We start from the raw sequence: 25,517 nt of genomic DNA on the forward strand, positions 1-25,517 counted from the left end.
CTCCGTTCACGCAACCGCTGAGCCACAGTGTGGAGCGGTGTATCCTCAAGCGCAAGACGAAGACCACCCTCCCCCGGCGGCAGCAAAAAGCCGGCCCGAGGGCCGACTTTCGAGTTTGGCTGCGATGGCTGCGCCCGGGGCGGACGACTGCCGCAACTTCAGGTCACTTGCCGTAACCCAGCGGCTTCACGGCCTCGGCGATCTCGTCGAGGATGGCGGGATCGTCGATCGTCGCGGGCATCTTGAAGTCCTCGCCATCGGCGATCTTGACCATCGTGCCACGCAGGATCTTGCCCGAGCGGGTCTTGGGCAGACGATCAACCACGACCGCCAGCTTGAAGGCGGCGACCGGGCCGATCTGGTCGCGCACCATCTTCACGCAATCCTTGACCACCTGCTCCGGGGTCGTTTCAGCGCCCTTGTTCAGGCAGAGGAAGCCCATCGGAAGCTGCCCTTTCAGCGTATCGGTCACGCCGATCACGGCGCATTCGGCCACATCCGCATGGGCCGCCAGAACCTCTTCCATCGCGCCGGTCGACAGGCGGTGGCCCGCGACATTGATGACGTCATCGGTGCGCGCCATGATGTAGAGGTATCCGTCCTCGTCGATCATGCCGGCATCGCCGGTCTCGTAATAGCCCGGGAAATGGGTGAGGTACGCCTTGCGGAACCGCTCTTCCGCCTCCCACAGGGTGGGCAGCGTGCCAGGTGGCAGCGGCAGCTTGACCGCGATGGCGCCCAACTCGCCGGGTTTCATCGGGTGGCCACCTTCGTCGAGGATGCACACGTCATATCCCGGCATCGCCACCGAGGGGGAGCCGATCTTGACCGGCAGCTTCTCGATCCCGAGTGGGTTGCCCGCGATGGCCCAGCCGGTTTCCGTCTGCCACCAGTGGTCGATCACCGGCACGCCCAGCTTGTCCTGCGCCCACTCGATCGTGTCCGGGTCGGCCCGTTCGCCAGCGAGGAACAGGGACCGCAGGCTGGAGAGGTCGTAGTCGCCCACGAGGCTGCCGGTCGGATCGTCACGCTTGATCGCGCGGAACGCCGTCGGCGCGGTAAAGAGGCAGCGCACCTTGTGATCCTGGATCACACGCCAGAAGGTCCCGGCATCGGGGGTGCCCACGGGCTTGCCCTCGAACACGACAGTCGCGCATCCAAAGGTCAGCGGGCCGTAACAGATATAGCTGTGGCCCACGACCCATCCGACATCGGAGGCGGCCCAGAAAACCTCGCCGGGGTTCATGTCGTAGAGGTTGCGCATCGTCCAGTTCAGCGCGACGGAATGGCCGCCCGTGTGGCGCACGACCCCCTTGGGCTGCCCTGTCGTTCCGGAGGTATAGAGGATGTAGAGCGGGTGGTTGCCCTCGACCGGAACGCAATCCGCCGGTTCGACGCCGTACTGGAAGCCGTGCCAATTGACGTCCCGCCCCTCTTCGAGATGGGCAACCTCCTGTTCACGCTGGTAGACGACGCAGAAATCCGGCTGGTGAGTCGATTGTTCGAGCGCACCGTCGAGAAGCGGCTTGTAGTGGACGACCCGGCCAGGCTCGATCCCGCAGGATGCGGCGATGATGCATTTCGGTTTGCAGTCGTCGATGCGCACCGCGAGCTCATGCGAGGCGAACCCGCCGAAAACGACCGAGTGAATGGCACCGAGACGGGCGCAGGCCAGCATCGCCTCGAGCGCCTCCGGGATCATCGGCATGTAGATGATGACCCGGTCCCCCTTTTCGACACCCTTCGCGCGAAGGGCCCCGGCCAGCGTCGCGACGCGGTTGCGCAATTCGACGAAGGTCATCTCGCGTTTCGTATGGGTGACGGGGCTGTCGTAGATGATCGCGGTGCGATCGCCATGCCCGGCCTCGACGTGGCGGTCCACGGCGTTCCAGCAGGCGTTCAGCTTGCCATCGGCATACCACTCGTAAAGCGGTGCGTTCTCGTCGAAGAGGGCTTTGGACGGCTGGACGTCCCAATCGATGCCCTTTGCCGCCTCCATCCAGAATGCTTCGGGGTCGCGCTTGGCGGCCTCGTAAATGTCACCGTAGGCCATGATGCTGTCCCTCCTCCTCCGGGTCGGTAATTTCCTATCGTTTAATTGGCGCCTCGCGCAATTACGAGACCCCCAAACGACATGAGAGCGCTAACGTATACATTGGAACACCGTCTAATCGTCGCAGTGCGACACCCCGCCCCTCGCATCACATTCAATACTTCGTATATGTGGCGGCAGCGAACAGGAGATTATCAATGACAACCATGCCCGACGCCCCGCAGCAGCGGTGGATCACCCGCCATGTCACCTATCGTCTGCCGGTCATCGGCCGCATGGCGCGCGAGGTCGTCGACGGCCCCGTCGACAACGCCTTCGCCGCCATCTTCGGGATCGTGGCGGCCATCGCCTCGGCGGTTCTGATGTTCGGCTACCCCGCCCTGATCTTCGTCGGGCTGGCCGCGACCGCGCTGATGTTCATCACGCTGGTGCGCATCACCCTCGGGTAATCCCGTTGCGTCCATTCAGGCTCCTCTCTGGATGGACGCTGTAACGGCTGAGGACTCTCCTCCCCCTCAGCCGTAATGGGCCACGGGCGTCCCGGCGAGCGCCGAGATGTTCAGAAGACCGCGCGCGGTGATCGATGGTGTCACGATATGCGCGCGGTTGCCCATCCCCATGAGAATGGGACCAACTTCCAGACCACCTGCCTTGGCTTTCAACGTGTTTCGCGTGGCACCTGCCGCATCGGTCGACGCGAAGATCAGCGCATTCGCGGGGCCATTCAGCCGCGAATTGGGGAAGATCCGTTCGCGCAACTCGGGGTCCAGCGCACTATCGACGTGCATTTCGCCTTCGTAAGTGAACGAGCGTGGCTGTGAATCGAGAATGTCGAGCGCGGCGCGCATCCGGCGTCCACTGTCGCTTTCGAGATTGCCGAACTGGCTGCCCGAACACAGCGCGATCTGCGGCTCGACCCCGAAGCGCTTGATGTGACGCGCCGTGGCACAGACCGTTTCGGCGATCTGCTCGGGGCTGGGCACGGGGTGCACCTGCGTGTCGCCCACGAACAGCGGACCATCTTCAAGGATCATCAGGCTGAGCGCGCCGACGGGCGTCAGGTCGGGCGTTTCAAGAAGCTGCGACACGTAATTCAGGTGCCAGAGATACTGGCCGAAGGTGCCGCAGATCAGCGAATCCGCCTCGTCGCGATGAACCATGACAGCGCCGATGGCGGTGGTGTTGGTGCGCATGATGGCGCGGGCGAGGTCAGGGGTGACACCGCGGCGCTGCATCACCTCGTGATAGGTGCCCCAATAATCGCGGTAGCGGGGGTCGTTTTCCGGGTTCACCAGTTCGAAATCGATGCCCGGCCGCACCGTCAGGCCCGCCCGTTCGATCCGCAGGTCGATGGCTTCGGGGCGGCCGATCAGGATCGGCTTGTCCGTCGTCTCCTCCAGCATGGCCTGCGCGGCCCGGAGCACGCGTTCGTCTTCGCCCTCGCAGAACACGATCCGGCGCGAGGTGCCGGACGCCGCCTCGAACACCGGGCGCATGATCAGCGCAGAGCGGAAGACAGACTGGTTCAACCGGTCGCGATAGGCCCCGAGGTCGTCCAGCGGTCGCGTGGCGACCCCCGATTTCATCGCGGCCTCGGCCACGGCCCCGGCGACGACGGCGATCAGGCGCGGGTCGAAGGGTTTGGGAATCAGGTATTCCGGCCCGAAGGTCAGTTGTTCACCGGCATAGGCTGCCGCCGCCTCGGCACTGGTCGTGGCCCGGGCCAGCGCCGCGATGCCCTCGATGCAGGCGATCTGCATGGCGTCGTTGATCTCGGTCGCACCGACATCCAGCGCGCCGCGAAAGATGAAGGGGAAACACAGGACGTTGTTGACCTGGTTCGGAAAATCGCTGCGCCCCGTGGCGATAACGGCATCTGGCGCAACCGTGCGAACCTCGTCGGGCAGGATTTCCGGCGTGGGGTTTGCCAAGGCGAAGACGACAGGGCGGTCCGTCATCTTGCTCACCATCTCGGGCGTCAGCACGCCGGGGCCCGACAGGCCAAGGAACATGTCCGCGCCTTCGATCACCTCGTCGAGGCTCTTGGGTTCGGCCCCTTGCGCATACTCGGCCTTCTGCGGGGTCATGCCGACCTCGCGCCCGTGATAGACCAGCCCGTCGATATCGCAGAGCCAGACATTCTCGCGCTTGAGGCCGAGCTTGAGCAGCATGTTCAGGCACGCGATCCCTGCCGCGCCGCCGCCCGTCGAGACAAGCTTGATATCCTCGAATTTCTTGCCGACGACCCGAAGCGCGTTGGTGGCCGCGGCGCCGACGACGATGGCTGTGCCGTGCTGGTCGTCATGGAACACCGGGATGTTCATCCGCTCGCGGCACAGCCGTTCAACGATGAAACAATCCGGCGCCTTGATGTCTTCGAGATTGATGGCCCCGAAGGTCGGCTCCAGCGCGCAGACGATGTCGGCCAGCTTCTCGGGGTCCGGTTCGTTGATCTCCAGGTCGAAGCAATCGATATTCGCGAATTTCTTGAAGAGGACGGCCTTGCCCTCCATCACCGGCTTGGACGCCAGCGCACCGATATTGCCAAGCCCGAGAACCGCCGTGCCGTTCGAGACGACGGCAACGAGATTCCCGCGCGAGGTGTAGCGGGCGGCGTTGACCGGATCGGCCTTGATTTCAAGGCTGGCCTCGGCCACGCCGGGGCTGTAGGCGCGCGACAGGTCGCGCCCGTTGGCCAGCGGCTTGGTGGCGCGGATCTCCAGTTTCCCGGGGCGAGGATGCTCGTGATAAAACAGCGCGGCGGCGCGCAGGGCCTCGTGTTTTTCTTCGCTCATGATGTCCCTCCGGTCTGGATAGTTTAGCCTTAAACCATCTCTGCGCGGCGGACCAGAGACGCCGAGCCTCAGACGAACTGCTCGCGGATCAGGCGTTCCTCCAGCCCGTGACCCGGATCGAACAGGATCCGATGCGCGACGTCCGGCTCGGACCTGACCTCGACCGAGGCGACGTCGCTGACCGCGCGGCTGTCGGCATCGGCCATCACGGGCCGCTTGTCGGGGTCGATCACCTCGATCCGCACAACTGCTCTTTTAGGCAGCAGCGCGCCGCGCCAGCGCCGGGGGCGAAAGGCGGCGACGGCGGTGATGGCCAGCACGTCGGACCCGATGGGCAAGATGGGCCCGTGGGCCGAGTAGTTGTAAGCGGTGGACCCGGCGGGCGTGCAGACAAGCGCGCCATCGCAGACCAGTTCCTCCATCCGCAGGCGCCCGTCGACATAGATCTTGAGCTTTGCGGCCTGCGGGCCGGCGCGCAGCAGGCTGACCTCGTTGATGGCCAGCGCCTCGTGGGCGGTGCCATCCACGGCGATCGCACGCATGTGCAGCGGGTTGATGACCTCTTCCTCGGCGGCCTCCAGCCGGTCAATCAGCCCGTCTTCGCGGTATTCGTTCATCAGGAAGCCAACGGTGCCGCGGTTCATGCCGTAAACCGGGGCCTCGATCTGCTGCGTGGCGTGCAGGGTCGCCAGCATGAACCCGTCGCCCCCAAGCGCCACGATGACATCGGCCTCTTCCGGGGCGAAATCGCCGTAACGCGCGGTCAGGCGCGCCTTGGCGTCCTGCGCGAGGGGCGTGTCCGAGGCCAGAAAGGCGATATTGCGGGCCGCGGGCATCCGGCACCTCCGGGTTTTCTGCCCTGCCGGGCCGTGTGACGGTCGGACCATCGCGCGGGCAGGCCCGAAACTCAATCCCGGATGATGGACAGCGGCACAGGATCGTCGCCGTCATCGTGACGCTCCCGCGTCATTTATCACCGCTTTCCGCCCTTCCCCGCACCGACCCCATGCCCTAAACCAAGCGGCAATTGGCCCCGCCCTGCGGCGCGGCCCCGCTGCCACCCCTCGAAAGGAGGATGACCATGAACGCCTCTCACCGTGACGAAGGTTTCTTCACCGAAAGCCTTGAGACCCGCGACGCCGAGATCTTCGACGCGATCCAGAAGGAGCTGGGCCGCCAGCGCGACGAGATCGAACTGATCGCCAGCGAGAACATCACCTCCGCCGCCGTGATGGAGGCGCAGGGTTCGGTGATGACGAACAAGTATGCCGAAGGATATCCAGGCCGCCGCTACTACGGCGGGTGCCAGTTCGTCGATATCGCAGAGAACCTCGCCATCGACCGCGCCAAGCAGTTGTTCAACTGCGGCTTCGCCAATGTGCAGCCCAACTCGGGCAGCCAGGCCAACCAGGGCGTGTTCACGGCACTTCTGACGCCGGGCGACACGATCTTGGGCATGAGCCTCGATGCCGGTGGTCACCTGACCCATGGCGCCAAGCCGAACCAGTCGGGCAAGTGGTTTAACGCCGTGCAATACGGCGTGCGCGAAAGCGACCTGGAAATCGACTACGACCAGATCGCAGCCCTTGCAGCCGAGCATCAGCCGAAAATGATCATAGCCGGCGGCTCGGCCATTCCGCGCATCATAGATTTCGCCCGCATGCGCGAGATTGCCGATACGGTCGGCGCCTACCTGCTGGTGGACATGGCGCATTTCGCAGGGCTCGTGGCCTCGGGGCACTACCCCTCGCCCTTCCCCCATGCGCATGTGGCGACGACCACCACGCACAAGACCCTGCGCGGTCCGCGCGGCGGCATGATCCTGACCAATGACGAGGACATCGCAAAAAAGGTCAACTCGGCCATCTTCCCCGGCATCCAGGGCGGACCTCTGATGCACGTGATCGCGGGCAAGGCCGTGGCCTTCGGCGAGGCGCTGCGCCCCGAGTTCAAGGACTACCAGACCCAGGTCATCAAGAACGCGCAGGCGCTGGCCGATCAGCTGATGCAGGGCGGCCTTGATATCGTGACCGGCGGCACCGATACGCACCTGATGCTGGTGGACCTGCGTCCCAAGGGCGTGAAGGGCAACGCGACCGAGAAAGCCCTCGGCCGCGCGCATATCACCTGCAACAAGAACGGCATTCCCTTCGACACGGAAAAGCCGATGATCACCAGCGGTATCCGCCTCGGCAGCCCCGCAGGCACGACGCGCGGTTTCTCGGAAGAAGAGTTCCGCCAGATCGGGCGCTGGATCACCGAGGTGGTCGATGGGCTTGCCGCCAATGGCGAGGACGGCAACGGCGCCGTCGAGGACAAGGTGAAATCGGAAGTGCTGGAACTCTGCGGGCGTTTCCCGATCTATCCCCATCTCTGACGCACACGGCGCACCCGCGCCAGTCGTGACAGGCCATTCGCCGCCCACGCCTTTGCGTTGGGCGGCGTTTTCTTGCAGGGCTTTCAAATGCATGTCACCTTGCAGGGGCAAGGTGCGCGTCTAGGTGGACGGTAGCTGGGAGACGTATGCGCGCGCCCAGCGATGATCTGTCCTTGGACCGAGACCGATGCCATGACTGCCGATTCGCCCAACCGACCCCAGATTACCCTCGAATACAGGCAAGAAGCCGAGCGCGAGATCCGGGCCTTTGTCCGCGACTGGACCGCGCGCGACGACCGGCTGGCTAGCCTGAGTTATCTCGCGACCTTTGCCGTTTATTTCCTGACTCTTTGGGCCGCCGTGGCCTTGTGGCCGACATGGTGGCTGATCGCCCCGCTGGTCTTGATCAACGCCATGGCTGGCGTGCGGCTCTACGTGCTCCAGCATGATTGCGGGCATGGATCGCTGTTCACATCCAAGCATGCGAACGACCTTGCGGGGCATGCGCTTTCGGTTTTCACGCTGACGCCCTACCGGGTGATGAAGCACAATCACAATCAGCACCACTCGCATCTGGGAAACCTGGATGAGCGTGACACGACCGAGATCCTGACGCTGACGGTTCGGGAATGGAATGAGGCCGGACCGTGGCGGCGCCTCTACTACCGGATCTACCGAAACCCGTTGATCATGATCCCGATCGGGGGGCTGTTTACCTACGTGCTCGCTTATCGCTGGCCGAAGAACGCGGGAACGGTCGATGCGCGCGGAGTTCTGCTGCACAACGCGGGTCTGGTCGCATGGGTCGCCCTGCTGTGGCTTCTGGGGGGCTGGCCAGCGATGGCGATCTACGCGGCCACCGTTTTCATTGCCGGCTGCATCGGCGTGTTCCTCGTCTACCTTCAGCACAATTTCGAGGACACGTGGTGGGACCGTAAACCCGATTTGAACCCGGCCCGGGCCGCGCTACAGGGGTCGTCTGCGCTCGATCTGGGATGGTGGTTCGACCTTGCCGTGGCGAACATCACCTATCACGACATCCACCATTTCAACGCCAATATCCCCAGCTATCGCCTGCGGGCCTGCCACCGCGCCCTGCGCGAGAAATACGAGGTGCAGACCATCGGCTGGGCCGAGGCGCTGCGGTCCTTCACGCTGAAGCTCTGGGACGAGGAGCAGGAAAGACTGGTCCCCTTCCCGCGCGAGGCTCGACACCGGCCGGTGGTCAGCGGCGCATGATCTCCCGGCAATACCATGGATTTTGCCTCGGCTGCCCGGTCGTCAGCGCCGTCGCTTTCCTGCCAAAGTCTCTTCACGGGACGGGTCGAGATTGAGCCAGAGGCGGCCCTCCGAAAATCCACCGCGCACCAGGAACCCCGGCTGCCGGATTGACGGAAACTGGTCGGCCCAATCCCGGTAACGATCATTCGTGACGACGCGGGCGTTCATGTCCTGCGCAGCCTGCAGAATCGTCGGGTCCGCCGGTTCGCCCTTGTTCACGACCATCACGCGATCACGCTTCAGCCCGAGGAGTTTCTCGAATTCCTGGTCATGCTGATAGCGCCCGGACAGCAGGTAGCCCGCATTCGCGTCGAAGATGACGCCCGGTGTGAAGCCAAGGCGCTTGAGATGTCGCACGACGTCCTGCACCGGTTCGATGCTTGGTTCTCCATTGGCCCAATGCATGACGTTGGAGCCGTCGATCACGATATACTTCGTCGCCCCCCCGGCATCGGGGCGTCCACGCCATGCCTTGAGGAGGAGGAAAAGGCTTGCGACAGCAGACGGAGCAGCGATCAGCAGTAGGTCAGAGAACTCGGGCACGAGGACCGCGGCCGCGACACCGGCCAGCGACAGGATCAGGAGGAAGAGCGGCACGATCATGTGGAAGGCGTAGCGCAGGGCACGACCAGCGCCAAGCCGCTATCCGCCTCAAGCCGCCACGGCCTTGCGGACCATGTCCCAATAGATGCCCTCGACCGCGGCGCGGTTCAGCCGTCCGCCTTCGCGATACCACGTGGTGACGCCGGTCAGCATGGCGATCAGCGCCATCGTGGCGAGCTTGGTATCGGGCACCGCGAACACGCCGCTTTGTTGTCCCGCGCGCAGGATCGCCTCGAGCCGGTCCTCGTAGTCCCGACGCAGGCCCTCGATCACGGCGAAATTCTCGGGCGTGAGATTGCGCAATTCCATATAGGCGATGAAAACGAGTTCCGGCCGGTCGAGATGGAACCGGATGTGGTGGCGCACGAAATCCTCCAACTGATCCGTCGGCGGCGCATCGGGCGCCTGCCAGTCGGCCAGAAGCTCTTCCATGTGGTCGCGCATCAATTCGAACAGCAGCGCCTGCTTGTCGGGCGTGTAGAGATAAAGCGCGCCGGCCTGCACCCCGACCTCGGCCGCGATCTGGCGCATCGAGACGGCGGCAAACCCGTGCCGCGCGAACAGGCGCAGCGCCGCGTCGCGCACCTTGGGGCCGGTGATATCGGCGTGAGAGCCCTGTTTTCGTGCCATGTCCACCAGATTATCTGAACATACGTTCAATTCAACTGTCGAAGGCGACCGGAAAGCGCCGCCGCATCGCCTTGCGTGCTGGACTTGCGCGGGCACATGGGGTTACCTCTGGCGCATGCGACGCCGCTTGCCCCTTGCCCTCTCGACCGCCGCCGCGCTTGCGCTTGCGGCCTGTTCCAGTGGCATGCCCGATCTCGACTCGCGGCTGACGGAGGCATCGCGCAACGCGCCCTACCCCGAATTGGTGCCGCTTGGCCCGCTTCTGGCCCAGGTCGACGCCCTTTTGCCGCGCAGCGCGGCCGCCGAGGGGCAAAGCCTCGAGTCGCGCGCAGCAGACCTGCGCCGCCGGGCCGCGCAACTCCGCCGCATGTCGATCTCCTGATCCGAGACAGCCTCGCGTTGAACCCGCCGCGCGAAGCGGCTAACAGATGCGGGATCGTGCCTGTCTGATATTCCGGAGACCCCACATGACCGACCCTATCCGCCTTGGCATCGCGGGGCTTGGCACCGTGGGCGCGGGCGTCGTGAAAATCGTGCAGCGACAAGCCGACCTGCTGGCCGCGCGCTGCGGACGCCCGATCGAGGTCAGCGCGGTATCCGCGCGGTCGCGCGACAAGGATCGCGGCGTCTCGCTCAAGGCCTACGCGTGGGAGGATGACCCGGTCGCCCTCGCCCGCCGTGACGATGTCGATGTCTTCGTCGAATTGATGGGCGGCTCGGATGGCCCTGCCAAGGCCGCAACCGAGGCCGCGCTAGCCGCTGGCAAGCATGTGGTCACGGCAAACAAGGCGCTTCTGGCGCATCACGGGCAGGCCATGGCCGAAGCGGCCGAAGCCGCGGGCGTCGCCCTGCGCTACGAGGCGGCGGTGGCTGGCGGCATTCCCGTCATCAAGGCCCTGCACGAGGGGCTGGCCGGCAACGCCATCACCCGCGTGATGGGCGTGATGAACGGCACCTGCAACTACATCCTGACCCGGATGGAACTGGCCGGCCTCACCTACGAGGAGGCTTTTGCCGAGGCCGACGGGCTTGGCTACCTCGAGGCGGACCCGGAACTGGACGTGGGCGGCATCGACGCGGGACACAAGTTGTCGATCCTCGCCTCCATCGCGTTCGGCACGCAGGTCGCCTTCGACGACATGACGCTGGAAGGCATCGGTCGCATTTCCATCGACGATATCCGGCAGGCGGGCGATCTCGGCTACAAGATCAAGCTCTTGGGCGTGGCGCAGATGACCGGCCGAGGGCTGGAACAGCGCATGACCCCCTGCCTCGTGCCCGCGACGTCGCCCATCGGGCAATTGGTCGGCGGCACGAACATGGTCGTGATCGAAGGCGACGCGGTCGAGCAGATCGTGCTGCGCGGCCCTGGCGCGGGCGAAGGCCCGACCGCCAGCGCCGTGATGGGCGATGTCTGCGATATCGCGCGCGGGATCGTCCTGCCGGTCTTCGGCCAGCCGGCGACAAGCCTGAAACACGCGCCCGCCGCAACCGCCGAGGCACCGGAGAGCTATTACCTGCGGATGGAGCTTCTGGACAAACCCGGGGCGCTGGCCAAGGTGGCGACCGTTCTGGGCAATAACGGCATCTCGATCGACCGCATGCGCCAATACGATCATTCCGGCGAGAACGCGCCGGTTCTGATCGTCACGCACAAGACCGCGCGGGGCGATCTGGACGCGGCCCTGTCCGCCTTGCCCGGCACCGGCGTGATGGTCGGCGAGCCTGTGGCGTTGCGCATCGTCGACCTCTGAGGCGATGGATTGGCTGGCCCCTGTCGACATCTACTGTGAACGGGTCGGCGCGGAGTTCTGGGCCGAGCCTTGGAATGCATGGTCGAACCTTGCCTTCATCGCGGCGGCGATCTGGGGCGGGGTGACGGCGGCACGGCTTGGCATCCGCCACTGGGTGGCATGGCTGCTGATCGTACTGGCCGGGCTGATCGGGGTTGGATCCTTCCTGTTTCACACCTTTGCCAACACCTGGTCCGCGCTGGCCGATGTTGTCCCGATCTGGGCATTCGTCGCGACCTTCGTCCTGGCCGGGATGCGCTATATCGGCGGTATGCCGCCAGCGCGGGTGGCCGGTGTCTCGCTGGCCGTCGTGACGGTGGCCGTGCTGATCGCGCGTCTGGCAATGGGCGAGGGCAGCACCGAGCCTGCCGGGCCGGACCCTTTGAACGGCTCGGCGCAATACGCCCCCGCGCTCTTGGCGCTAGCGACCTTTACCCTCCTCACTTGGCGGTGGAGCCATCCCGCCGCGCCCTGGCTTTTGGCTGCGACGGGCGTGTTCGTTCTGTCGCTGATCCTGCGCACCGTTGACCGCGATTTATGCGAAGCACTGCCGCTTGGCACGCATTTCCTGTGGCATGTGCTGAACGGGGTGATGATCGGCCTGCTTCTCCAGATGCTGCTGCGCACCGGGGGACTGGCGCGGCTACGTTAGCGCACCCATCCTTGCCCCTTTGCGCCCCGGCGGGTAAGTCCGAGGCCAAGCCCGTTTCATGCAAGGATATCCCATGTCGCACCCCGTAGATTTCAACGACCGCATGTTGTCGCTGGGCCTTGCCCGCGTGTCGGAGGCCGCCGCCATCGCCTCGGCCGACTGGGTCGGGCGCGGCGATGAGAAGGCCGCGGACCAGGCTGCCGTGAACGCCATGCGGGAACAGTTGAACAAGCTGGAGATCGAGGGCGTCGTCGTCATCGGCGAAGGCGAACGCGACGAGGCGCCGATGCTTTATATCGGGGAAGAAGTCGGCGCCGGGGACGGCCCGGCGGTGGATATCGCGCTGGACCCGCTGGAAGGCACCACACTCACGGCCAAGGACATGCCGAACGCGCTGACCGTCATCGCCATGGGCCCGCGCGGCACGATGCTGCATGCGCCCGACGTCTACATGGACAAGCTGGCCATCGGCCCGGGATATCCCGAGGGTGTGGTCAGCCTCGACATGTCGCCCGCCGACCGGGTCCGCGCATTGGCCGAGGCACGCGGCTGCGCCGCCGCCGACATCACCGTTTGCGTGCTGGAGCGTCCGCGCCACGCCGACATGATCGCCGAGATCCGCGAAACCGGCGCCGCGATCCGCATGATCACCGATGGTGACGTGGCGGGCGTGATCCATTGCGCCGAGGCCGAGATCACCGGCATCGACATGTACATGGGCCAAGGCGGCGCGCCCGAGGGCGTTCTGGCCGCCGCCGCGCTGAAATGCATGGGCGGGCAGATGTGGGGCCGACTGTTGTTCCGCAACGATGACGAACGTGGCCGCGCCGCCAAGGCGGGCATCACCGACCTCGACAAGGTCTACACGCGCGACGAGATGGTGACCGATAACGTGATCTTCGCTGCGACCGGCGTGACGGATGGCTCAATCCTGCCGGGGATCAAGCGCGAACCCACGCACCTGACGACCGAAACCATCCTCATGCGGTCCAAGACCGGGTCCGTCCGGCGCATGGTCTATCGCAACCCCAAGCGCTGAGGCATGGCGGCGACGCTGATCCTGATCGACATCCAGAGCGGGTTCGATGCGCCCGGCTGGGGCGCGCGCAACAATCCCGAAGCCGAGGCGCGCGCCGGCGCCCTCCTGGCCCATTGGCGAAAGGCGGGCGCGCCGCTGGTGCATGTCGCCCATCGCTCGGTCGAACCCGGCAGCCCTCTGTCGGGCGACGGGGTGGCCTTCAAGCCGGAGGTCAAACCGCTGCCCGGCGAAGTCGTCTTTGAAAAGCGGGTGAACAGCGCCTTCATCGGCACACCACTCGACGGGCACCTGCGGGGGCTTGGCGCGCGCGATCTGGTGATCTGCGGACTGACCACGCCTCACTGCGTCTCGACCACCTGCCGGATGGCGGCCAACCTCGGCTTCTCCGTGCGGTTGGTGCATGACGCCTGCGCGGCCTTTAGCGGGAATGCGGATACAGGCTGGTCCGACCTGCCGCCATTGAGTGCCGAGGAGATCCACGTCAGCGCGATCTCCCACCTGCATGGCGAGTTCGTCGACGCCGTATCGACGGAGCGCCTGCTGGAGCACGCGCCATGACCGCATTCCTTGGCGTGACGGAGTCCCTCACCGGTCGGCGCTGGATTGGCCCCGGCGTCGAGACCGAACGCCTCGCCGCCGCGCTGACCCAGGGCGCAGGATTGGAGCCGCCCGTCGCCGCCGTATTGGCGCAACGCGGCGTGACGCCCGAGGAGGCCGCGGGTTTCCTCGCCCCCGCGTTACGCGATCTGCTTCCCGACCCCATGGTGCTGAAAGACATGGACCCGGCGGCAAAGCGGCTTTTGGCCGCCCTGCGCCGGCGCGAACGCATCGCGATCTTCGCGGATTACGACGTCGATGGCGGCTCCTCCGCCGCGCTCCTGATCTGCTGGCTGCGCGAGATGGGGATTGAGGCGACCCTCTACGTGCCCGACCGCATCGACGAAGGCTACGGCCCGAACGACGCGGCGATGGAGGCGCTGGCCCGCGACCACGACCTCGTCGTCTGCGTCGATTGCGGAACGCTGTCACACGGGCCCATCGCGGCGGCCAAGGGGGCGGATGTGATCGTGCTGGACCATCATCTTGCCGCCGCCGACCTGCCCGAGTGCGTTGCTGTCGTGAACCCGAACCGGCAGGACGAAACGGGGGAGTTGGCCCATCTCTGCGCGGCGGCTGTCGTCTTCCTCGTGCTGGTCGAGTTGAACCGCCGCCTGCGCGAGGCTGGCGTGAAAGGCCCCGACCTGATGGCGATGCTGGACCTCGTGGCGCTGGCCACCGTGGCTGATGTCGCCCCACTGACCGGGGTGAACCGGGCCTTCGTGCGGCAGGGCCTCGTGGTCATGGGCCGACGGCAGCGGCCCGGGTTGGTGGCCCTGTCGGACGTGGCGCGGCTGGACCGCCCGCCGGCCAGCTATCACCTGGGCTTCGTCCTGGGGCCGCGGGTGAATGCAGGGGGGCGGATCGGGCAGGCCGATCTGGGCGCGCGGCTTCTCTCGACGGCGGATGCGGGCGAGGCCGCGGCGCTGGCCAAACGACTGGATGACCTCAACACCGACCGGCGCGAGATCGAGGCGCGGGTGCGCGAGGCCGCGCTGGCGCAAGCGGCGGAACGCGGCCTCGACGCACCACTGGTCTGGGCGGCGGAAGACGGCTGGCACCCCGGCGTGGTGGGGATCGTCGCAAGCCGCCTGAAAGAGCACACGCACCGCCCCGCCATCGTGATCGGCTTCGACGGGGACGAGGGCAAGGGATCTGGCCGCTCGGTCTCGGGGGTGGACCTCGGCGCATCGATCCAACGCCTTGCGGCCGAGGGGCTGATCGAGAAGGGCGGCGGACACAAGATGGCGGCGGGCCTGTCGCTGACCCGGGCACAGCTGGAACCGGCGATGGCGCGCTTGAGCGAGTTGCTGGCCAAGCAGGGGGCGGGCACGGGCGGCGCGGGGGACCTGCGACTCGACGGCGTGATGATGCCCGGAGCCGCCAGCCCCGAGTTGATCGAGAAGATCGAGGCCGCAGGCCCCTACGGCGCGGCGGCCCCTGCCCCGCGCTTCGTCTTCCCCTCCATGCGCATCCGCATGACGCGCCCCGTGGGCGACGGTCACCTCAAGCTGGCCTTCACCGATGGCGGCACCGGCAGCATCGATGCGATCTGCTTCGACGCGCAGCGCCTCGGCCTCGACGCGCTGCAAGCCCACCAGGGCCGCCCGGTCCACCTGGCGGGCCGGGTCGAGCTCAATCACTGGAACGGTCGCGCCCGGGTTCAGCTGCGGCTGGAAGACGCCGCATGGGCCGAATGAAAAATACGTCGCCAGGACGAAAGAATCCTCTTGAACCCCCCGCGCGGTTTTTCTAAACACCGCGCACGCCAAGCGTGGCCCGTTCGTCTATCGGTTAGGACGCCAGGTTTTCAACCTGGAAAGAGGGGTTCGATTCCCCTACGGGCTGCCACCAAAATCCTGTAAGATTCTGGTTTAACTGATATTTTCCGTATTATTCGGAACGCCATCCCCCACAAGATCCCCCACCCTGACGGAGACTGCCCCGGAATTCGCCGGAAAGCCGGAACGTGCCGTCAGCCGTTCCACCGCCGAGCGACACGCGCTGCACGCCGATCCCGAGCAGCCTTCTTCCGACACGACTCCCGGCAATAGAGCGCGTCAGCCCGCAGATGGTCAGGAAGGTCATCGCCACACCAGCGGCAACGCCACGTCCCCGAGCGCAGGCGGCGCAGGATGGCCAAGGCCCGCTTGCGACGGTTCCCGCCGTTCCCGGTCCAGTCGTATGCCTGCCAGCAAACGCGTGCTGAGCCGGGGCGGTCATCATCTATCCAAAGGCAGTTCGGGTCAGGTCCAGGCATGGTGCAGATTCAGGTTTTGTCAGGTTCTAAGCTGTATGGATTTAAACACCCATAGGCGGGTCAAGTGCTTGTTCTGTCGCCAAATCTCGATTTTGTGGACGGGCACAAAAGGTTGCGCGCGCCGGTACTTTGGCACCGGGCCTCTAACTTCCGCCTACCCCTAGGCATTCTACGGAAACACGCAAAGTCTAAGGCCAGCAGGATTTTCTAGACACTCAAACGCCAGCCCTTCCATACTACGGTTCACCCGTTGTGCTGGGTCGCCCGAAAGAATTGCCGCTGCAGTTTCCTCGTATCGCTCGCCTTGTACGAAAGCTTCGTAGGTACCAAGGTTTGGAAGGGTAATGGAGTGGTTCATCCAGCCTTCCCCGTCGAATTCAGAAAACGTAACGGCTTGATGACAAGGGCCCCAATACCGCTCTGTCACTCCTTCATACAGCGAACAGAGTGTCCATTGGGTCGCTTCAAAATCGAAAGCCATTTGTGTGCCTAGGGCTGAAATCTCCGTCGAAGGATGGAGCGTGGCCCATGTCGGGAAGCTCTCTGACCATAAACCGTTTTCGGACGAGCAGTTGCCAATGCGGAGACCAGTTCTGCCATCCCAAACGCAGACCTGAGCAGAGTCGGTCCCCAGCATTACTCCACACTCAGCGCCATAGAGACCGTTCCTCGACGTATCAATTCGGTAGCTACCAGATGGAAATCGTTCACCGTTGGCTGCATGAACAGCCCTAGCTATCGAATGTGAATAGGGAGCGCTGAATGAAAAAACCTGGCGCGAGTAAAGACCACTCTCGTAACGGCTTCCTCCACGTTGTTCCCAAGCAGCTATAGCGTTTTCGCAAAGCATGTCGCCGTGCGAAGGGCGCAATTGACCCTCAGTAGGGACTGCGACTCCTGATAACTGAATGTCATAAGCTAGCGCTTCCCGAATTGTAGAGATGTACAGCATTTGGTCTGGAGGTGTTTCCAGCATGCGGGCCATCAATTCCGCCGGTATCATCTCAGTACTTCTGCGCGGGTGCGGTAATGTGGCAAGCTCCATCAACCGAAATGACGCGTCGATGCCATAGTCGTAGGCCGTTGACATGTCGTCAGCCGTGTAAGTCATCGCTTCGTCTAGGGTCATGCGAGGCCGGTGGAAACCTAGTCGTGCTCCAACTTCCAGCGTCCTACTGACCCTATTGTGCTCATCGCCTCTAACTCGGCCCATCATGAACATTACAGCGCAAATTGATAAGCACTCGGAATCAGCTTCAATGTAAGTTTGCACACCAGTTTCGTAGAACAACTGGGACAGTCTAAGACCCTCAAAAACGCTGCCACCGGGGCTATCCAGGCAAACAACCGTGTGAGAGACCCAAGGAAGAGGAGCATCTTCCTCAACCTGCTGCCGTAGCCTGTCAAAGACTTCAAAGTCTCCGGCGACTATTGGGCCTGAGATACTTAAGTTACAGGAGGCTTGATCTACTCTTTGTATGCTGGCTGCGAAGCCATCTTCTGTTGCAAACCCCGTGATTGCGGTCGCGATAACCAGCGCCCTCACAAATGAACCTGCGCAAAAACTGTGATTTACCATGCTGTATAGCATGTTGAGCTCGGTAGATTCTTTCAAGGCTCTTGGTGAGACGCGCATCGTTTTTGCCGCCAATCGGCCCACCTCTTGCGCTGGGCTTCAGAGATGCGCGCCCGTCCGTCTGCCGTTCTAGGCCCCGTGCTGGCCCCGCCATGGAATTTACACCGCGTCTTGCCGGGTAGTGCCTTTGCCCTGCATGGGGTGCCCTTGCGGGTTCGAGCGCCGCAGGTTCTCTGCCCACCGCGCGTATTGCGCGGTAAGACCCCACCCCGTGCGCCCGTATTGGTGTCAAATAATTCCCTTTGGGCGTCCTGAAACCGTGCCGATGGATACACGCCGCGTTGTGAGATGTGCCCCAAGCCCAGCGCCTTTAGCATCCGTTCAACGGCATATCCGCGAAGGTCGATTTCCGCCTTCCGTTCGCAATATCGGATGGTGTCAGGATGCAGCCCTGCCGCCTGTGCCAGCGCCCTGCGAGACAAACCCGCGTGCAATCGCGCCGCCCGCAGATCATCCCCCCTCATGCCGTGCCCTTTCCGTCATTCTGGAAAAGCCCTGCCTATGGCTAGAATGTAGATATGTCCTGTTTCTTGTGACGCCCGGTGCCGGATTTCAGCGCCGCGCGTCACTGTTTTTGTGCCAGTTCTGCCTATTGCTTCATCACGTTCGCGCTGGGCGTCACTGTTTTTGTGACGTGGTGTCACTGTTTTTGTGCGGGGCTTCTACGTTTCGCGCCACCTGACAAACCGCTTCAAGGCGGGCTTGCTGCCGGAGAACGCCAGATCCCGTGGCGGAAATCAGAGGTTCTTTCCCCGCAACCCGCTTTCAAGGTAGGGGGCCACAATCGCTTGCATGCAGCGCTTTGGTATCCACCCGATGCTCAAGCGCGTTGCGCTGTGCGACACTATATGTTCCGTTAAGTAGGTGATTTCCAAACTGTGACGCAGTCATGACAGAGACAACAAGAGCATTCTGTGTGTTTGAGGGTGGGGGTGCAAAAGGTGTAGCTCATTTGGGTGCGCTTAAAGCAATCCAACAGGACCAAGCATTGAACATCTGTGGATATGCCGGCACATCAGCTGGTGCAGTCGTTGCCGCACTGGCGGCTGCGGGGTGGAAGCCGGATGAACTTCTTTCCGTTGATTCTGACGGAAATGGTCGAAGCGTAGCTTTAGAAGAGGTCGATGTTCCCGATGTGAAAACCCTCGCTGATTTTTTTGGGGAAGACTGGCCAAATCTGAGAAAAATACGAAAGATCTATCGTGGAGTGTATCGTAGGCGTAGTTGGTATCGGTCTGTTCTGCAACGCGCTTCGCTGGTGATCTTTATTGTGGTTTTCTTTCCGCTAATTTATTTAATTTATCGCGGTGCTGCACAATCCTTGGTCGGGTCCGGATTTTCAGAGGTTGTAAGGTTTGCCGCAGACTTTTTCTTGGTTCCATTGGCGTGGCTTGGATACGGCGCGGCCCTTCTCGCGTTCGCATATTATGGATATATTTTCTTATTTCGATTTAGGGGTGGCGCAAGCCTTCTGCATGCAAGAACATATTGGATAAAGCGCTCGTAGCGCGAGTAACTCCAAAAGATGGCAAGCGCGTTACTTTCAGGGACATCTGGGATGAGAGGGCCGTCGACCTAAAGGTAGTGGCGACTGAACTACGTACGGGACGTATGGTTCTATTTGATGCGTACGATACTCCTGATACCTGTGTATCTGATGCGGTGATGGCATCAGCGGCAATTCCTATTTTATTTAAGCCAGTTCTGATTGATGGAAAAGAGTACTGTGATGGTGGTTTAGTCTCAAATCTTCCGGCATGGACGTTTGATCGAAATAGGTTACTTGATGAAAGTTGTCTAACAATCTCGTCGATCCTATCGGATGCACCTCCGATGGATGATGAGGCGCTTCGCTCTATAGCGCCTTTGCGTGGGGCTAGTTTGTATGAAAGAGTTGCTAGCTCAGCTTTGTCAGGCGCTTCAGACTTAAACACCCGTGGGCTTCTGAACCACCTTAGACTTCCCTTGGAGCCAGGTTTTGGTCTTCTTGATTTTGAAAGAACTTCAAAGCACCTACAAGCTGTGCAAGACGCCACTGATGTTTCGGCTAGTCGCTTGGAACTTTTGAGATATGAAATGGATAGTTTGGACGAGATCCATGGCCAAATTTCAGAGTATCTCAAACAGATTGGCGTGGATCCGGAGAGTCTGAGGACCGCCTTGGTGCGTGACGTTCGTCTTTCCGGGAGGAAACCTGCGGCATATAGACCATGGCGCTGTAGGGGTTACGAGAACTACCAAGATGACTTGCTTTTGCTTCCAGCCAAGGACTCGCTGGTGTCTACCGCTGTGGAGACTAAGAGGCTGATTTACAAAGATATCACCACTGACGCCGGCGCTGCCGATTACTATAATCTGGGCACAGAAACTCGCTACGCTAAGTTGTTGCCTCGAGACCGTTGTTGGATTGTTGTTATCCCGGTCAATCATGATGGAACAAGCGGTTGTCGTAGCGAAAGTGGAATCGAGTTAACAAGAGCGATTACCATTGACGGTTCACATGCCCTGCCGAACAACTTGGTGCAGCACGCATCAAAAATGCGTGATCTTGTTGATGAATTCAGTGTATATACACCTTATGTAAACGATTGATCGGTAGAAACCACGTAGTAACGTACAGGAAGGTCACCGTGGAAAAAGCCAAGACACTTAAAGAGCGCCTTCACGATTCGCGAATGCAACACGCTGAAATGGTTAGGAGAATCGCTGAGCGTGACAAGGTGATGGCGGCTTCTGCACGACAGATTCTCGGCTTGAATGAGCGCGACTTCGACCCACACGTTGAAGACTGTGACGAAGCCGAAGAGACAGCTCTCGCGTCATAGTTTTGCGCTGAAGTGTTCGCAGTCACAGGCTTCTGACGAGAAGTACCATATTTTTCCGAGACGCTATCGTTGGTCGCGTGCTAGCCATTTTTGCGTGGCCGACTTTTGTGGCCGGATGCGCATCCGTCGGCATACGCTGCAGCATCGTCCTCTCAGCAAGAATCTAGTATTTCCGCCACTGCACAAACCGCTTCAACGCGGGCTTGCCATCGGTGTCGGTCTTGTATTCATCCAAAGCCCATCGCGCGGTTTTCCCGATGCCACTGGGTCCGAGGTGGTGGCCTTCCATCATGCGGATAAAGCCCTTGTCTTCGAGTTCTCGATAGTATCGGCCCACGCTGTTGCGATGCAGGTTCAACAGCTCCGCTGCGTCCCGGTGACTGAGCCGTATCGAGCCGTTGTTGCTGCCCTTATAGCGGCGTTTCAGTTCGATATAGAGCGCCCGTGCATTGCCGCTCAGACTGCACCATGCCGGGGTGACAAGCACCCATTCGGGCAACTGGACGAAATGCGCGCCGCCGTGACCCTTGCCGCGCTTTCCTCGGGCTTTCGTCATGGCACGCCCCCCAAGCCAATGAGCGCCCACAGGACGCCGCAAGCGAGCTTTGGCGACCCGACATAACCCAACACCAGGCGGGCCGGTTCTCCGGCCCGCTCAGTGTCCCGCAGCATGGAAATGCGCCAAGCATCCCCCAGCTTTTCGAGACAGTATGTTGTCATCCGCCAGCCCCCCAGATCAGGGCGGCCAGAGCGTGCGCCTGTGCCTCGGTCAGCCCGTGCAGGCGGCGAAGGTAGAGGATCTGCAAACGGGTCATGCCGTGCCCCCCTCTGCCCATCGCGTCACGGTCGAGCGCAGCACATAGCGTCCGTGGTATCCCGGAAAGTCGCCTTCGTGCGGTTCGTGGATGGTCTCAATCTCCACGCCCAAGGCGCGCAGATCATGCACATAGGCGGCCAGCCTTGGCGCGGGGTGCGTGATCGAGGTGCATCCCCTTTCGCCTGCCTCGCGCAGTCGGTCCAGTGCCCATTGCACACGGCCAGAGACGACAATGCGGAAACGGTCGCCCATGCTGGACGTGACGCGATACGCGGTGCCGGGTCGCTGACGCGTGCGGCGGCTTGCTACGTTTACGTGCTATTTGGGTGCAGCTAGTCGCGTTTGCATGACGGCTACCCCGGCCCGGTTCCTGTTGCAGCAGGTTCCGGGCCTTTTCATTGTGGCGTCCCATGTCAGGCTGCCCGCGCTTCGCGGCTTTCAAGCCAAGCTTCGATATCGGACCGTCGCCACCCGACAGCACGGCTTCCAAGTTTTACAGGTGCGGGAAACTCCCGGCGCGCGATTGCTTCATAAGTCCAAGAACGCCCCATGCCGGTTGCTTTCAGCACACGGGGTAAACGCCATATTTCGACAGACATCTTTGTTCCTTTCCGGTTGCAAATGGTTGCAAGCGGAATTTAGTAGATGTCTCAGTTTTTTGCCAAAGGAGTTAATTCCACTGGGCGGGGAACTTTTCCTCCTTAACGTCCTTCACGGCTTGGCGCGCCCAAGTCTCAACGCTACCATTGACGTCAAATGTATCAAATGCGACAGCAACAAAATCTAAAAACGGACCGCTTGCCTCGTATGTTATTGGGTCAGTCGTCACGGATGGTGCACGCCCTGCAAGGTCTCTGAACGCTGCACCACATGACCAAGCAATTGTCCTAGCTTCATTGTTTGTTGGGCGACCCCTTTTTTTACCTATGTCGAATTGTTGTTGGATATTCGAATTGGCTTGTTCCAATGCGGATTTGTACTCCGCCAGTGTCGTGGCAAAGGCTTGAAGGGTTTCGGCGCTTGGTATGTTTGTGTTGACTTCGTCAGTCGCACTTTGATCGATCAATTCTTGTGCAATGAAATGTGTCGTCGGATGGTCAATATGCTTGAGGTCATCAATGGCAGAATGCAAAAAACGGTTATCCTGTTCAGCGCTTTCACCTGCATTTCAATCTTTTTGTACCATTGTGGGCCGATCCTCCCAATCTTACAGAGCCGCACCGACATGGCAATTTGTGAGGCATGGCGTCCGATTCTATCCTTGGGTGCATTGGGAAACTGCGATGTGATAATCTCAAGTGCTGTTTCCTGAAGAAAATCGACGTCTGTTTTCATTTTACTACCTTGAACCGGGTCGTCTTGCTGCCCTCGATGTTTCCGCACCGAACAAACTTAGCCCAATCGGCCATCATCGCCCGTCGCCTTTCCAGCATGTCGGAGCGTTGATAGGCCCGCTCCACCTCGGACCCGATGAAATGGGCCAAGGCGATTTCCGCCATGTCACGGGCGTAGCCCTTTTCGGCGGCCCACTGGCGAAAGGTCGAGCGCAGGCCATGCGGCACGGCAGGGCGTTTCGTGCGTGGGTCGAGATAGCCCTTGCGGCCCGCCTTCACCTCGGCTTCCTGCATCCGGCGCATGACAGCGGAAATGGACATGTCCGACAGCATCCCGCCGCGCGGGGCGAAGAACACATACGGGCTGCCTTCCATCCGTGGCAGGCTTTCGAGAAGGGCGACAGCCCCGGCGGTCAGGGGCACGCGATGGTCGCGGCCTGCCTTCATCCGAGACGCGGGAACGGTCCAAACCGGGTTGGTCCCGCCGCCTAGGTCGAGTTCATCCCACGTCATGCCCCGCACCTCACCCGAGCGTGCGGCGGTCAGTGTCAAGAATTACAGCGCCTTCGCGGCCATCCCGTCGCGCTGGGCCAGATCCGCCCACCATTGCGCCACGTCGCCCAGCGCCAAGGCAGGATGGTGCTGGCCCTTCGCCACCTTGCTAGGGGCAGGCAACAGTTCCTTGAGGTTGCCGCGCCACGCCGCCGGATTGTCACCTTCCCGGTGCCCAGACACGGTTGCCCATGTCAGAACGGCCTCCACTTGGCCGCGAAGTTTCTTGGCTGTTACGGTGCGTTCCCGCCAATGCGGTCCGAGCATCCGCAGAACGTCCTTGGTCCCTATGTCCTGCACATGCATCGGCCCCAGCACGGGCAACGCCAGCCGGTCGAGCGCGGAAAGCCATTGGCGGCGGTGCTTCTCGCTACGGAATTCCGACAGCTTAGCCTCAGCATAGGCGGCGACACATTCCGCGAAAGTGAGCGGTTTGGCTTTTGCCGCCCGCTTCTCGCCCAGCGGGTCGCCCCCCAGCATCGCCTTGCCGCGATTTTCCAGCGCCACCCTTCGTGCCTCGGACAATGGGACGGCGGGCGGGCTGCCTAGCCCGAGTTCACACCGCTTGCCGCGAATGGTGATGCGCTGCACCCATTGTCGCGAACCATTCTTAGCCACTCGCAGGAACAGGCCCTGGCCATCGAAGTATTTACCCGGTTCGGTGACGGTTTCCACGAACCGCGCCGATAGTGCCTTTTCCGGTTTCCTGACATTTTCACGCGGCATCTCATCCCCCGCTTCATCCCCCACAAAACCGTGGATTGCATAGGACTATGCCGGAACACATCGCACAGTGAAAGGCGGTAAGAGCCTTGTTTTGCGAAATTTTTTTGGGGTTTCCCGGAACATGCCGGAACGCGCAATGGCGGCCCTACGGGCTGCCACTTTCTCCTGCAGAATACTTTGCTTGTTGACGCTTGTTAGCCCGATTGTGGACCACATGTCGGGGCGTGGCCCACATTATCGAATTTTCCAATAGCCAGCTTCGGGCTGAAGGCTTCGCATATACAACCGTCACATTCTGCTCGGCAGTGTTCGCAGCCAACCTCGGCATAGCAGGCGGAGAGCTGATCTCTTGCGGTGCGAACTCTGTGGAGCCACTGACCCGCCACCTCATCCTTACTTTGGAGCGTGTTGTCCGCTCGCTCGACCCGGAAGCACACGGCGCAGCTGATCCGCATGCCACTCCTGGCGCCGATCACTCAGGGCGGATAAATTAAACGCGGCTCCGCCGCCAGATGCCTGAGCGCCATTATCGGACGGTCGCCTGACCTGAACGCAAATCGGATACAGCGACCAGAGATCGCACAAAAAAGGGCGGGCTCTTTCGAACCCGCCCTGTCCTTGCTCCGGCCGGACGTTGATCGGCATTGCGGGGCGCCTCCTGCGAGCACCCGTCGAGCACGCCATAGAGCAGCTGTGCGGCAGTTTTCTGGATCGTGTTCAGCTTGTCCGTTTCCTTGCACCGACCGATTTCGACCACGGCAACCTTGGCGAGTTTTTCCGCTCGTCGGGGTCGGCTGGCAGCGGGTTGCTAGCCATTGTGGATGACTTCAGCCGGGAATGGATGGCGCTGGTCGCGGATACTTCGCTCTCGGGGCTACGTGTCACACGCGAACTGACAGCAGTCATGGCGCGGAGAAGACGGCCCAGAACGATTTTCAGCGACAACAGCACGGAACTAACCAGTATGCCTTGCTCCAATGGTGTCCGAAGACCCGCATCGACTGGCACTACATCGCGCCCGCGAAACCGATGCAGAGCGGTTTCGTTGAGTGCTTCAAGGCAGCTTCCGCGATGACGTTCTCAACGAACCGCTGCTCTCTTCGCTGGCTGAAACCCGAAAGGAGATCATAGCCTGGAAGCAGGACTACAACCGCCAAAGGCCTCACCCATCCCCCGGCAACCTTTCATCCGAGGTATTTGCAATGAAATCGCGACGAAAAGCCCAGGCCGCATGAGGCCAGGGATCAACCGACCGATTCTCCTAAAGGCTGGAGGTAAATCGGGCCGCACGTCACTCTAAACCGATGAAATGAGCCTGCGTGACATCATCTCTCTCCCGGATTTGGCCGCACTTGAGGGCCCGCTGACGAAGGCCGAGCGGAAGACGTGCGGTCCGGCAGGGCGGCCTGCCCAAGCCTACACGAAGGTGAAATCCGATCCGTCGAAGCCGCCGGTATATCCGATGACGATGATGGCGTCGCCGCCTGCGAACTCGATCCGGCTGTTGACGCCGTTGTCGGTGATCGTCAGGTCCGCCAGCCCGTTCA

Annotated in this window: 26 protein-coding genes and 1 tRNA gene; 14 read left to right on the forward strand and 13 right to left on the reverse strand. The window is 62.1% G+C overall.

The features are described 5' to 3' along the window. Window positions 1-163: 163 nt before the first annotated feature. A complete protein-coding gene (gene prpE, locus KUV65_RS17440; RefSeq protein ID WP_222192005.1) occupies window positions 164-2,053 on the reverse strand; it encodes a propionate-CoA ligase PrpE in 1,890 nt (629 codons plus the stop codon). 197 nt (window positions 2,054-2,250) lie between these two features. Here prpE and KUV65_RS17445 point away from each other — a divergent pair, with 197 nt between their 5' ends. After that, window positions 2,251-2,502, forward strand: coding sequence for a hypothetical protein (locus KUV65_RS17445; protein ID WP_222192006.1), 252 nt, complete (start codon window positions 2,251-2,253; stop codon window positions 2,500-2,502). Window positions 2,503-2,568: 66 nt separating this feature from the next. Here KUV65_RS17445 and KUV65_RS17450 read toward each other — a convergent pair whose 3' ends face one another. Beyond that, window positions 2,569-4,848 carry an NADP-dependent malic enzyme gene (locus KUV65_RS17450; protein ID WP_222192007.1) on the reverse strand — a complete coding sequence of 760 codons (2,280 nt, stop codon included), beginning with the start codon at window positions 4,846-4,848 and terminating at the stop codon, window positions 2,569-2,571. Window positions 4,849-4,916: 68 nt separating this feature from the next. Then, on the reverse strand, window positions 4,917-5,684 hold the full coding sequence (locus KUV65_RS17455; protein WP_222192008.1) for an NAD kinase: 768 nt from the start codon (window positions 5,682-5,684) through the stop codon (window positions 4,917-4,919). A gap of 245 nt (window positions 5,685-5,929) precedes the next feature. Between KUV65_RS17455 and glyA the strand changes: the two genes are divergently transcribed. Further along, a complete protein-coding gene (gene glyA, locus KUV65_RS17460) occupies window positions 5,930-7,225 on the forward strand; it encodes a serine hydroxymethyltransferase (protein WP_222192009.1) in 1,296 nt (431 codons plus the stop codon). A gap of 192 nt (window positions 7,226-7,417) precedes the next feature. After that, window positions 7,418-8,464: a fatty acid desaturase gene (locus KUV65_RS17465; RefSeq protein WP_222192010.1), complete on the forward strand. Its 1,047-nt coding sequence runs from the start codon at window positions 7,418-7,420 to the stop codon at window positions 8,462-8,464. A 42-nt stretch (window positions 8,465-8,506) separates the two neighbouring features. Here the strand turns inward: KUV65_RS17465 and KUV65_RS17470 are convergent, their stop codons facing one another. Continuing rightward, window positions 8,507-9,109, reverse strand: coding sequence for an NYN domain-containing protein (locus KUV65_RS17470; RefSeq protein ID WP_222192011.1), 603 nt, complete (start codon window positions 9,107-9,109; stop codon window positions 8,507-8,509). Between the two features lie 48 nt (window positions 9,110-9,157). Further along, on the reverse strand, window positions 9,158-9,739 hold the full coding sequence (locus tag KUV65_RS17475; RefSeq protein WP_222192012.1) for a TetR/AcrR family transcriptional regulator: 582 nt from the start codon (window positions 9,737-9,739) through the stop codon (window positions 9,158-9,160). A gap of 115 nt (window positions 9,740-9,854) precedes the next feature. On the opposite strand from KUV65_RS17475, the gene KUV65_RS17480 reads away from it, so the two are divergent. From KUV65_RS17480 to KUV65_RS17510, 7 genes are all read left to right on the forward strand, one after another. Further along, the gene (locus KUV65_RS17480) at window positions 9,855-10,121 is read left to right on the forward strand and encodes a hypothetical protein (protein WP_222192013.1); all 267 of its coding nucleotides are present in this window, start codon (window positions 9,855-9,857) and stop codon (window positions 10,119-10,121) included. Between the two features lie 85 nt (window positions 10,122-10,206). Further along, window positions 10,207-11,493: a homoserine dehydrogenase gene (locus KUV65_RS17485; protein WP_222192014.1), complete on the forward strand. Its 1,287-nt coding sequence runs from the start codon at window positions 10,207-10,209 to the stop codon at window positions 11,491-11,493. 4 nt (window positions 11,494-11,497) lie between these two features. Further along, window positions 11,498-12,184, forward strand: a complete 687-nt coding sequence (locus KUV65_RS17490) for a ceramidase domain-containing protein (RefSeq protein WP_222192015.1) — start codon at window positions 11,498-11,500, stop codon at window positions 12,182-12,184. A 73-nt stretch (window positions 12,185-12,257) separates the two neighbouring features. Then, the gene (gene glpX, locus KUV65_RS17495; RefSeq protein WP_222192016.1) at window positions 12,258-13,223 is read left to right on the forward strand and encodes a class II fructose-bisphosphatase; all 966 of its coding nucleotides are present in this window, start codon (window positions 12,258-12,260) and stop codon (window positions 13,221-13,223) included. 3 nt (window positions 13,224-13,226) lie between these two features. Next, a complete protein-coding gene (locus tag KUV65_RS17500; protein ID WP_222192017.1) occupies window positions 13,227-13,781 on the forward strand; it encodes a cysteine hydrolase family protein in 555 nt (184 codons plus the stop codon). Beyond that, a complete protein-coding gene (gene recJ / locus KUV65_RS17505) occupies window positions 13,778-15,520 on the forward strand; it encodes a single-stranded-DNA-specific exonuclease RecJ (RefSeq protein ID WP_222192018.1) in 1,743 nt (580 codons plus the stop codon). The genes KUV65_RS17500 and recJ overlap by 4 nt, the downstream gene beginning before the upstream one ends. A 76-nt stretch (window positions 15,521-15,596) precedes the next feature. Further along, window positions 15,597-15,671, forward strand: a tRNA-Glu gene (locus KUV65_RS17510). A gap of 578 nt (window positions 15,672-16,249) precedes the next feature. Here KUV65_RS17510 and KUV65_RS17515 read toward each other — a convergent pair. Continuing rightward, window positions 16,250-17,209: a hypothetical protein gene (locus tag KUV65_RS17515; RefSeq protein WP_222192019.1), complete on the reverse strand. Its 960-nt coding sequence runs from the start codon at window positions 17,207-17,209 to the stop codon at window positions 16,250-16,252. Between the two features lie 482 nt (window positions 17,210-17,691). Next, window positions 17,692-18,180: a helix-turn-helix domain-containing protein gene (locus tag KUV65_RS18230; protein WP_222192020.1), complete on the reverse strand. Its 489-nt coding sequence runs from the start codon at window positions 18,178-18,180 to the stop codon at window positions 17,692-17,694. 425 nt (window positions 18,181-18,605) lie between these two features. Here KUV65_RS18230 and KUV65_RS17525 point away from each other — a divergent pair, with 425 nt between their 5' ends. From KUV65_RS17525 to KUV65_RS17535, 3 genes are read left to right on the forward strand one after another with little or no spacing between them, the layout of a single operon-like run. Beyond that, a complete protein-coding gene (locus KUV65_RS17525) occupies window positions 18,606-19,223 on the forward strand; it encodes a patatin-like phospholipase family protein (RefSeq protein ID WP_222192021.1) in 618 nt (205 codons plus the stop codon). Further along, on the forward strand, window positions 19,205-20,308 hold the full coding sequence (locus KUV65_RS17530; protein WP_222192022.1) for a patatin-like phospholipase family protein: 1,104 nt from the start codon (window positions 19,205-19,207) through the stop codon (window positions 20,306-20,308). Before KUV65_RS17525 ends, KUV65_RS17530 begins: the two co-directional genes overlap by 19 nt. A 38-nt stretch (window positions 20,309-20,346) precedes the next feature. Then, the gene (locus KUV65_RS17535; protein WP_222192023.1) at window positions 20,347-20,541 is read left to right on the forward strand and encodes a hypothetical protein; all 195 of its coding nucleotides are present in this window, start codon (window positions 20,347-20,349) and stop codon (window positions 20,539-20,541) included. A gap of 163 nt (window positions 20,542-20,704) precedes the next feature. Here KUV65_RS17535 and KUV65_RS17540 read toward each other — a convergent pair whose 3' ends face one another. The 6 genes from KUV65_RS17540 to KUV65_RS17565 all read right to left on the reverse strand — a co-directional run bounded on the left by KUV65_RS17540 (window position 20,705) and on the right by KUV65_RS17565 (window position 23,970). Beyond that, window positions 20,705-21,097, reverse strand: a complete 393-nt coding sequence (locus tag KUV65_RS17540) for a helix-turn-helix domain-containing protein (RefSeq protein ID WP_222192024.1) — start codon at window positions 21,095-21,097, stop codon at window positions 20,705-20,707. Between the two features lie 255 nt (window positions 21,098-21,352). Continuing rightward, complete coding sequence (locus KUV65_RS17545; RefSeq protein WP_222192025.1) at window positions 21,353-21,610, reverse strand: winged helix domain-containing protein; 258 nt, start codon at window positions 21,608-21,610, stop codon at window positions 21,353-21,355. Window positions 21,611-21,771: 161 nt separating this feature from the next. Beyond that, a complete protein-coding gene (locus KUV65_RS18290) occupies window positions 21,772-21,957 on the reverse strand; it encodes a helix-turn-helix transcriptional regulator (protein ID WP_222192026.1) in 186 nt (61 codons plus the stop codon). 71 nt (window positions 21,958-22,028) lie between these two features. Continuing rightward, window positions 22,029-22,490 (reverse strand): hypothetical protein, encoded by a 462-nt coding sequence (locus KUV65_RS17555; RefSeq protein WP_222192027.1) that lies wholly within the window; start codon window positions 22,488-22,490, stop codon window positions 22,029-22,031. 199 nt (window positions 22,491-22,689) lie between these two features. Continuing rightward, window positions 22,690-23,244, reverse strand: coding sequence for a tyrosine-type recombinase/integrase (locus tag KUV65_RS17560; protein ID WP_222192028.1), 555 nt, complete (start codon window positions 23,242-23,244; stop codon window positions 22,690-22,692). Window positions 23,245-23,247: 3 nt separating this feature from the next. Next, window positions 23,248-23,970, reverse strand: coding sequence for a tyrosine-type recombinase/integrase (locus KUV65_RS17565; RefSeq protein ID WP_222192029.1), 723 nt, complete (start codon window positions 23,968-23,970; stop codon window positions 23,248-23,250). 1,049 nt (window positions 23,971-25,019) lie between these two features. Between KUV65_RS17565 and KUV65_RS18295 the strand changes: the two genes are divergently transcribed. Then, entirely contained in the window at window positions 25,020-25,205 is a 186-nt protein-coding gene (locus KUV65_RS18295) for an integrase core domain-containing protein (protein ID WP_222192030.1), read from the forward strand. The last annotated feature ends 312 nt before the right edge of the window (window positions 25,206-25,517 follow it).

This window comes from Maritalea mobilis, assembly GCF_019800885.1.
Taxonomy (GTDB): Bacteria; Pseudomonadota; Alphaproteobacteria; order Rhodobacterales; family Rhodobacteraceae; genus Roseibacterium; species Roseibacterium beibuensis.

Bases quoted from the DNA above. Each gene is read 5' to 3' on its own strand.
- prpE (WP_222192005.1), bottom strand. From the start codon at position 2,053: ATGGCCTACGGTGACATTTACGAGGCCGCCAAGCGCGACCCCGAAGCA.
- KUV65_RS17445 (WP_222192006.1), top strand. From the start codon at position 2,251: ATGACAACCATGCCCGACGCCCCGCAGCAGCGGTGGATCACCCGCCAT.
- KUV65_RS17450 (WP_222192007.1), bottom strand. From the start codon at position 4,848: ATGAGCGAAGAAAAACACGAGGCCCTGCGCGCCGCCGCGCTGTTTTAT.
- KUV65_RS17455 (WP_222192008.1), bottom strand. From the start codon at position 5,684: ATGCCCGCGGCCCGCAATATCGCCTTTCTGGCCTCGGACACGCCCCTC.
- glyA (WP_222192009.1), top strand. From the start codon at position 5,930: ATGAACGCCTCTCACCGTGACGAAGGTTTCTTCACCGAAAGCCTTGAG.
- KUV65_RS17465 (WP_222192010.1), top strand. From the start codon at position 7,418: ATGACTGCCGATTCGCCCAACCGACCCCAGATTACCCTCGAATACAGG.
- KUV65_RS17470 (WP_222192011.1), bottom strand. From the start codon at position 9,109: ATGATCGTGCCGCTCTTCCTCCTGATCCTGTCGCTGGCCGGTGTCGCG.
- KUV65_RS17475 (WP_222192012.1), bottom strand. From the start codon at position 9,739: ATGGCACGAAAACAGGGCTCTCACGCCGATATCACCGGCCCCAAGGTG.
- KUV65_RS17480 (WP_222192013.1), top strand. From the start codon at position 9,855: ATGCGACGCCGCTTGCCCCTTGCCCTCTCGACCGCCGCCGCGCTTGCG.
- KUV65_RS17485 (WP_222192014.1), top strand. From the start codon at position 10,207: ATGACCGACCCTATCCGCCTTGGCATCGCGGGGCTTGGCACCGTGGGC.
- KUV65_RS17490 (WP_222192015.1), top strand. From the start codon at position 11,498: ATGGATTGGCTGGCCCCTGTCGACATCTACTGTGAACGGGTCGGCGCG.
- glpX (WP_222192016.1), top strand. From the start codon at position 12,258: ATGTCGCACCCCGTAGATTTCAACGACCGCATGTTGTCGCTGGGCCTT.
- KUV65_RS17500 (WP_222192017.1), top strand. From the start codon at position 13,227: ATGGCGGCGACGCTGATCCTGATCGACATCCAGAGCGGGTTCGATGCG.
- recJ (WP_222192018.1), top strand. From the start codon at position 13,778: ATGACCGCATTCCTTGGCGTGACGGAGTCCCTCACCGGTCGGCGCTGG.
- KUV65_RS17515 (WP_222192019.1), bottom strand. From the start codon at position 17,209: ATGACCCTAGACGAAGCGATGACTTACACGGCTGACGACATGTCAACG.
- KUV65_RS18230 (WP_222192020.1), bottom strand. From the start codon at position 18,180: ATGAGGGGGGATGATCTGCGGGCGGCGCGATTGCACGCGGGTTTGTCT.
- KUV65_RS17525 (WP_222192021.1), top strand. From the start codon at position 18,606: ATGACAGAGACAACAAGAGCATTCTGTGTGTTTGAGGGTGGGGGTGCA.
- KUV65_RS17540 (WP_222192024.1), bottom strand. From the start codon at position 21,097: ATGACGAAAGCCCGAGGAAAGCGCGGCAAGGGTCACGGCGGCGCGCAT.
- KUV65_RS17545 (WP_222192025.1), bottom strand. From the start codon at position 21,610: ATGGGCGACCGTTTCCGCATTGTCGTCTCTGGCCGTGTGCAATGGGCA.
- KUV65_RS18290 (WP_222192026.1), bottom strand. From the start codon at position 21,957: ATGTCTGTCGAAATATGGCGTTTACCCCGTGTGCTGAAAGCAACCGGC.
- KUV65_RS17565 (WP_222192029.1), bottom strand. From the start codon at position 23,970: ATGCCGCGTGAAAATGTCAGGAAACCGGAAAAGGCACTATCGGCGCGG.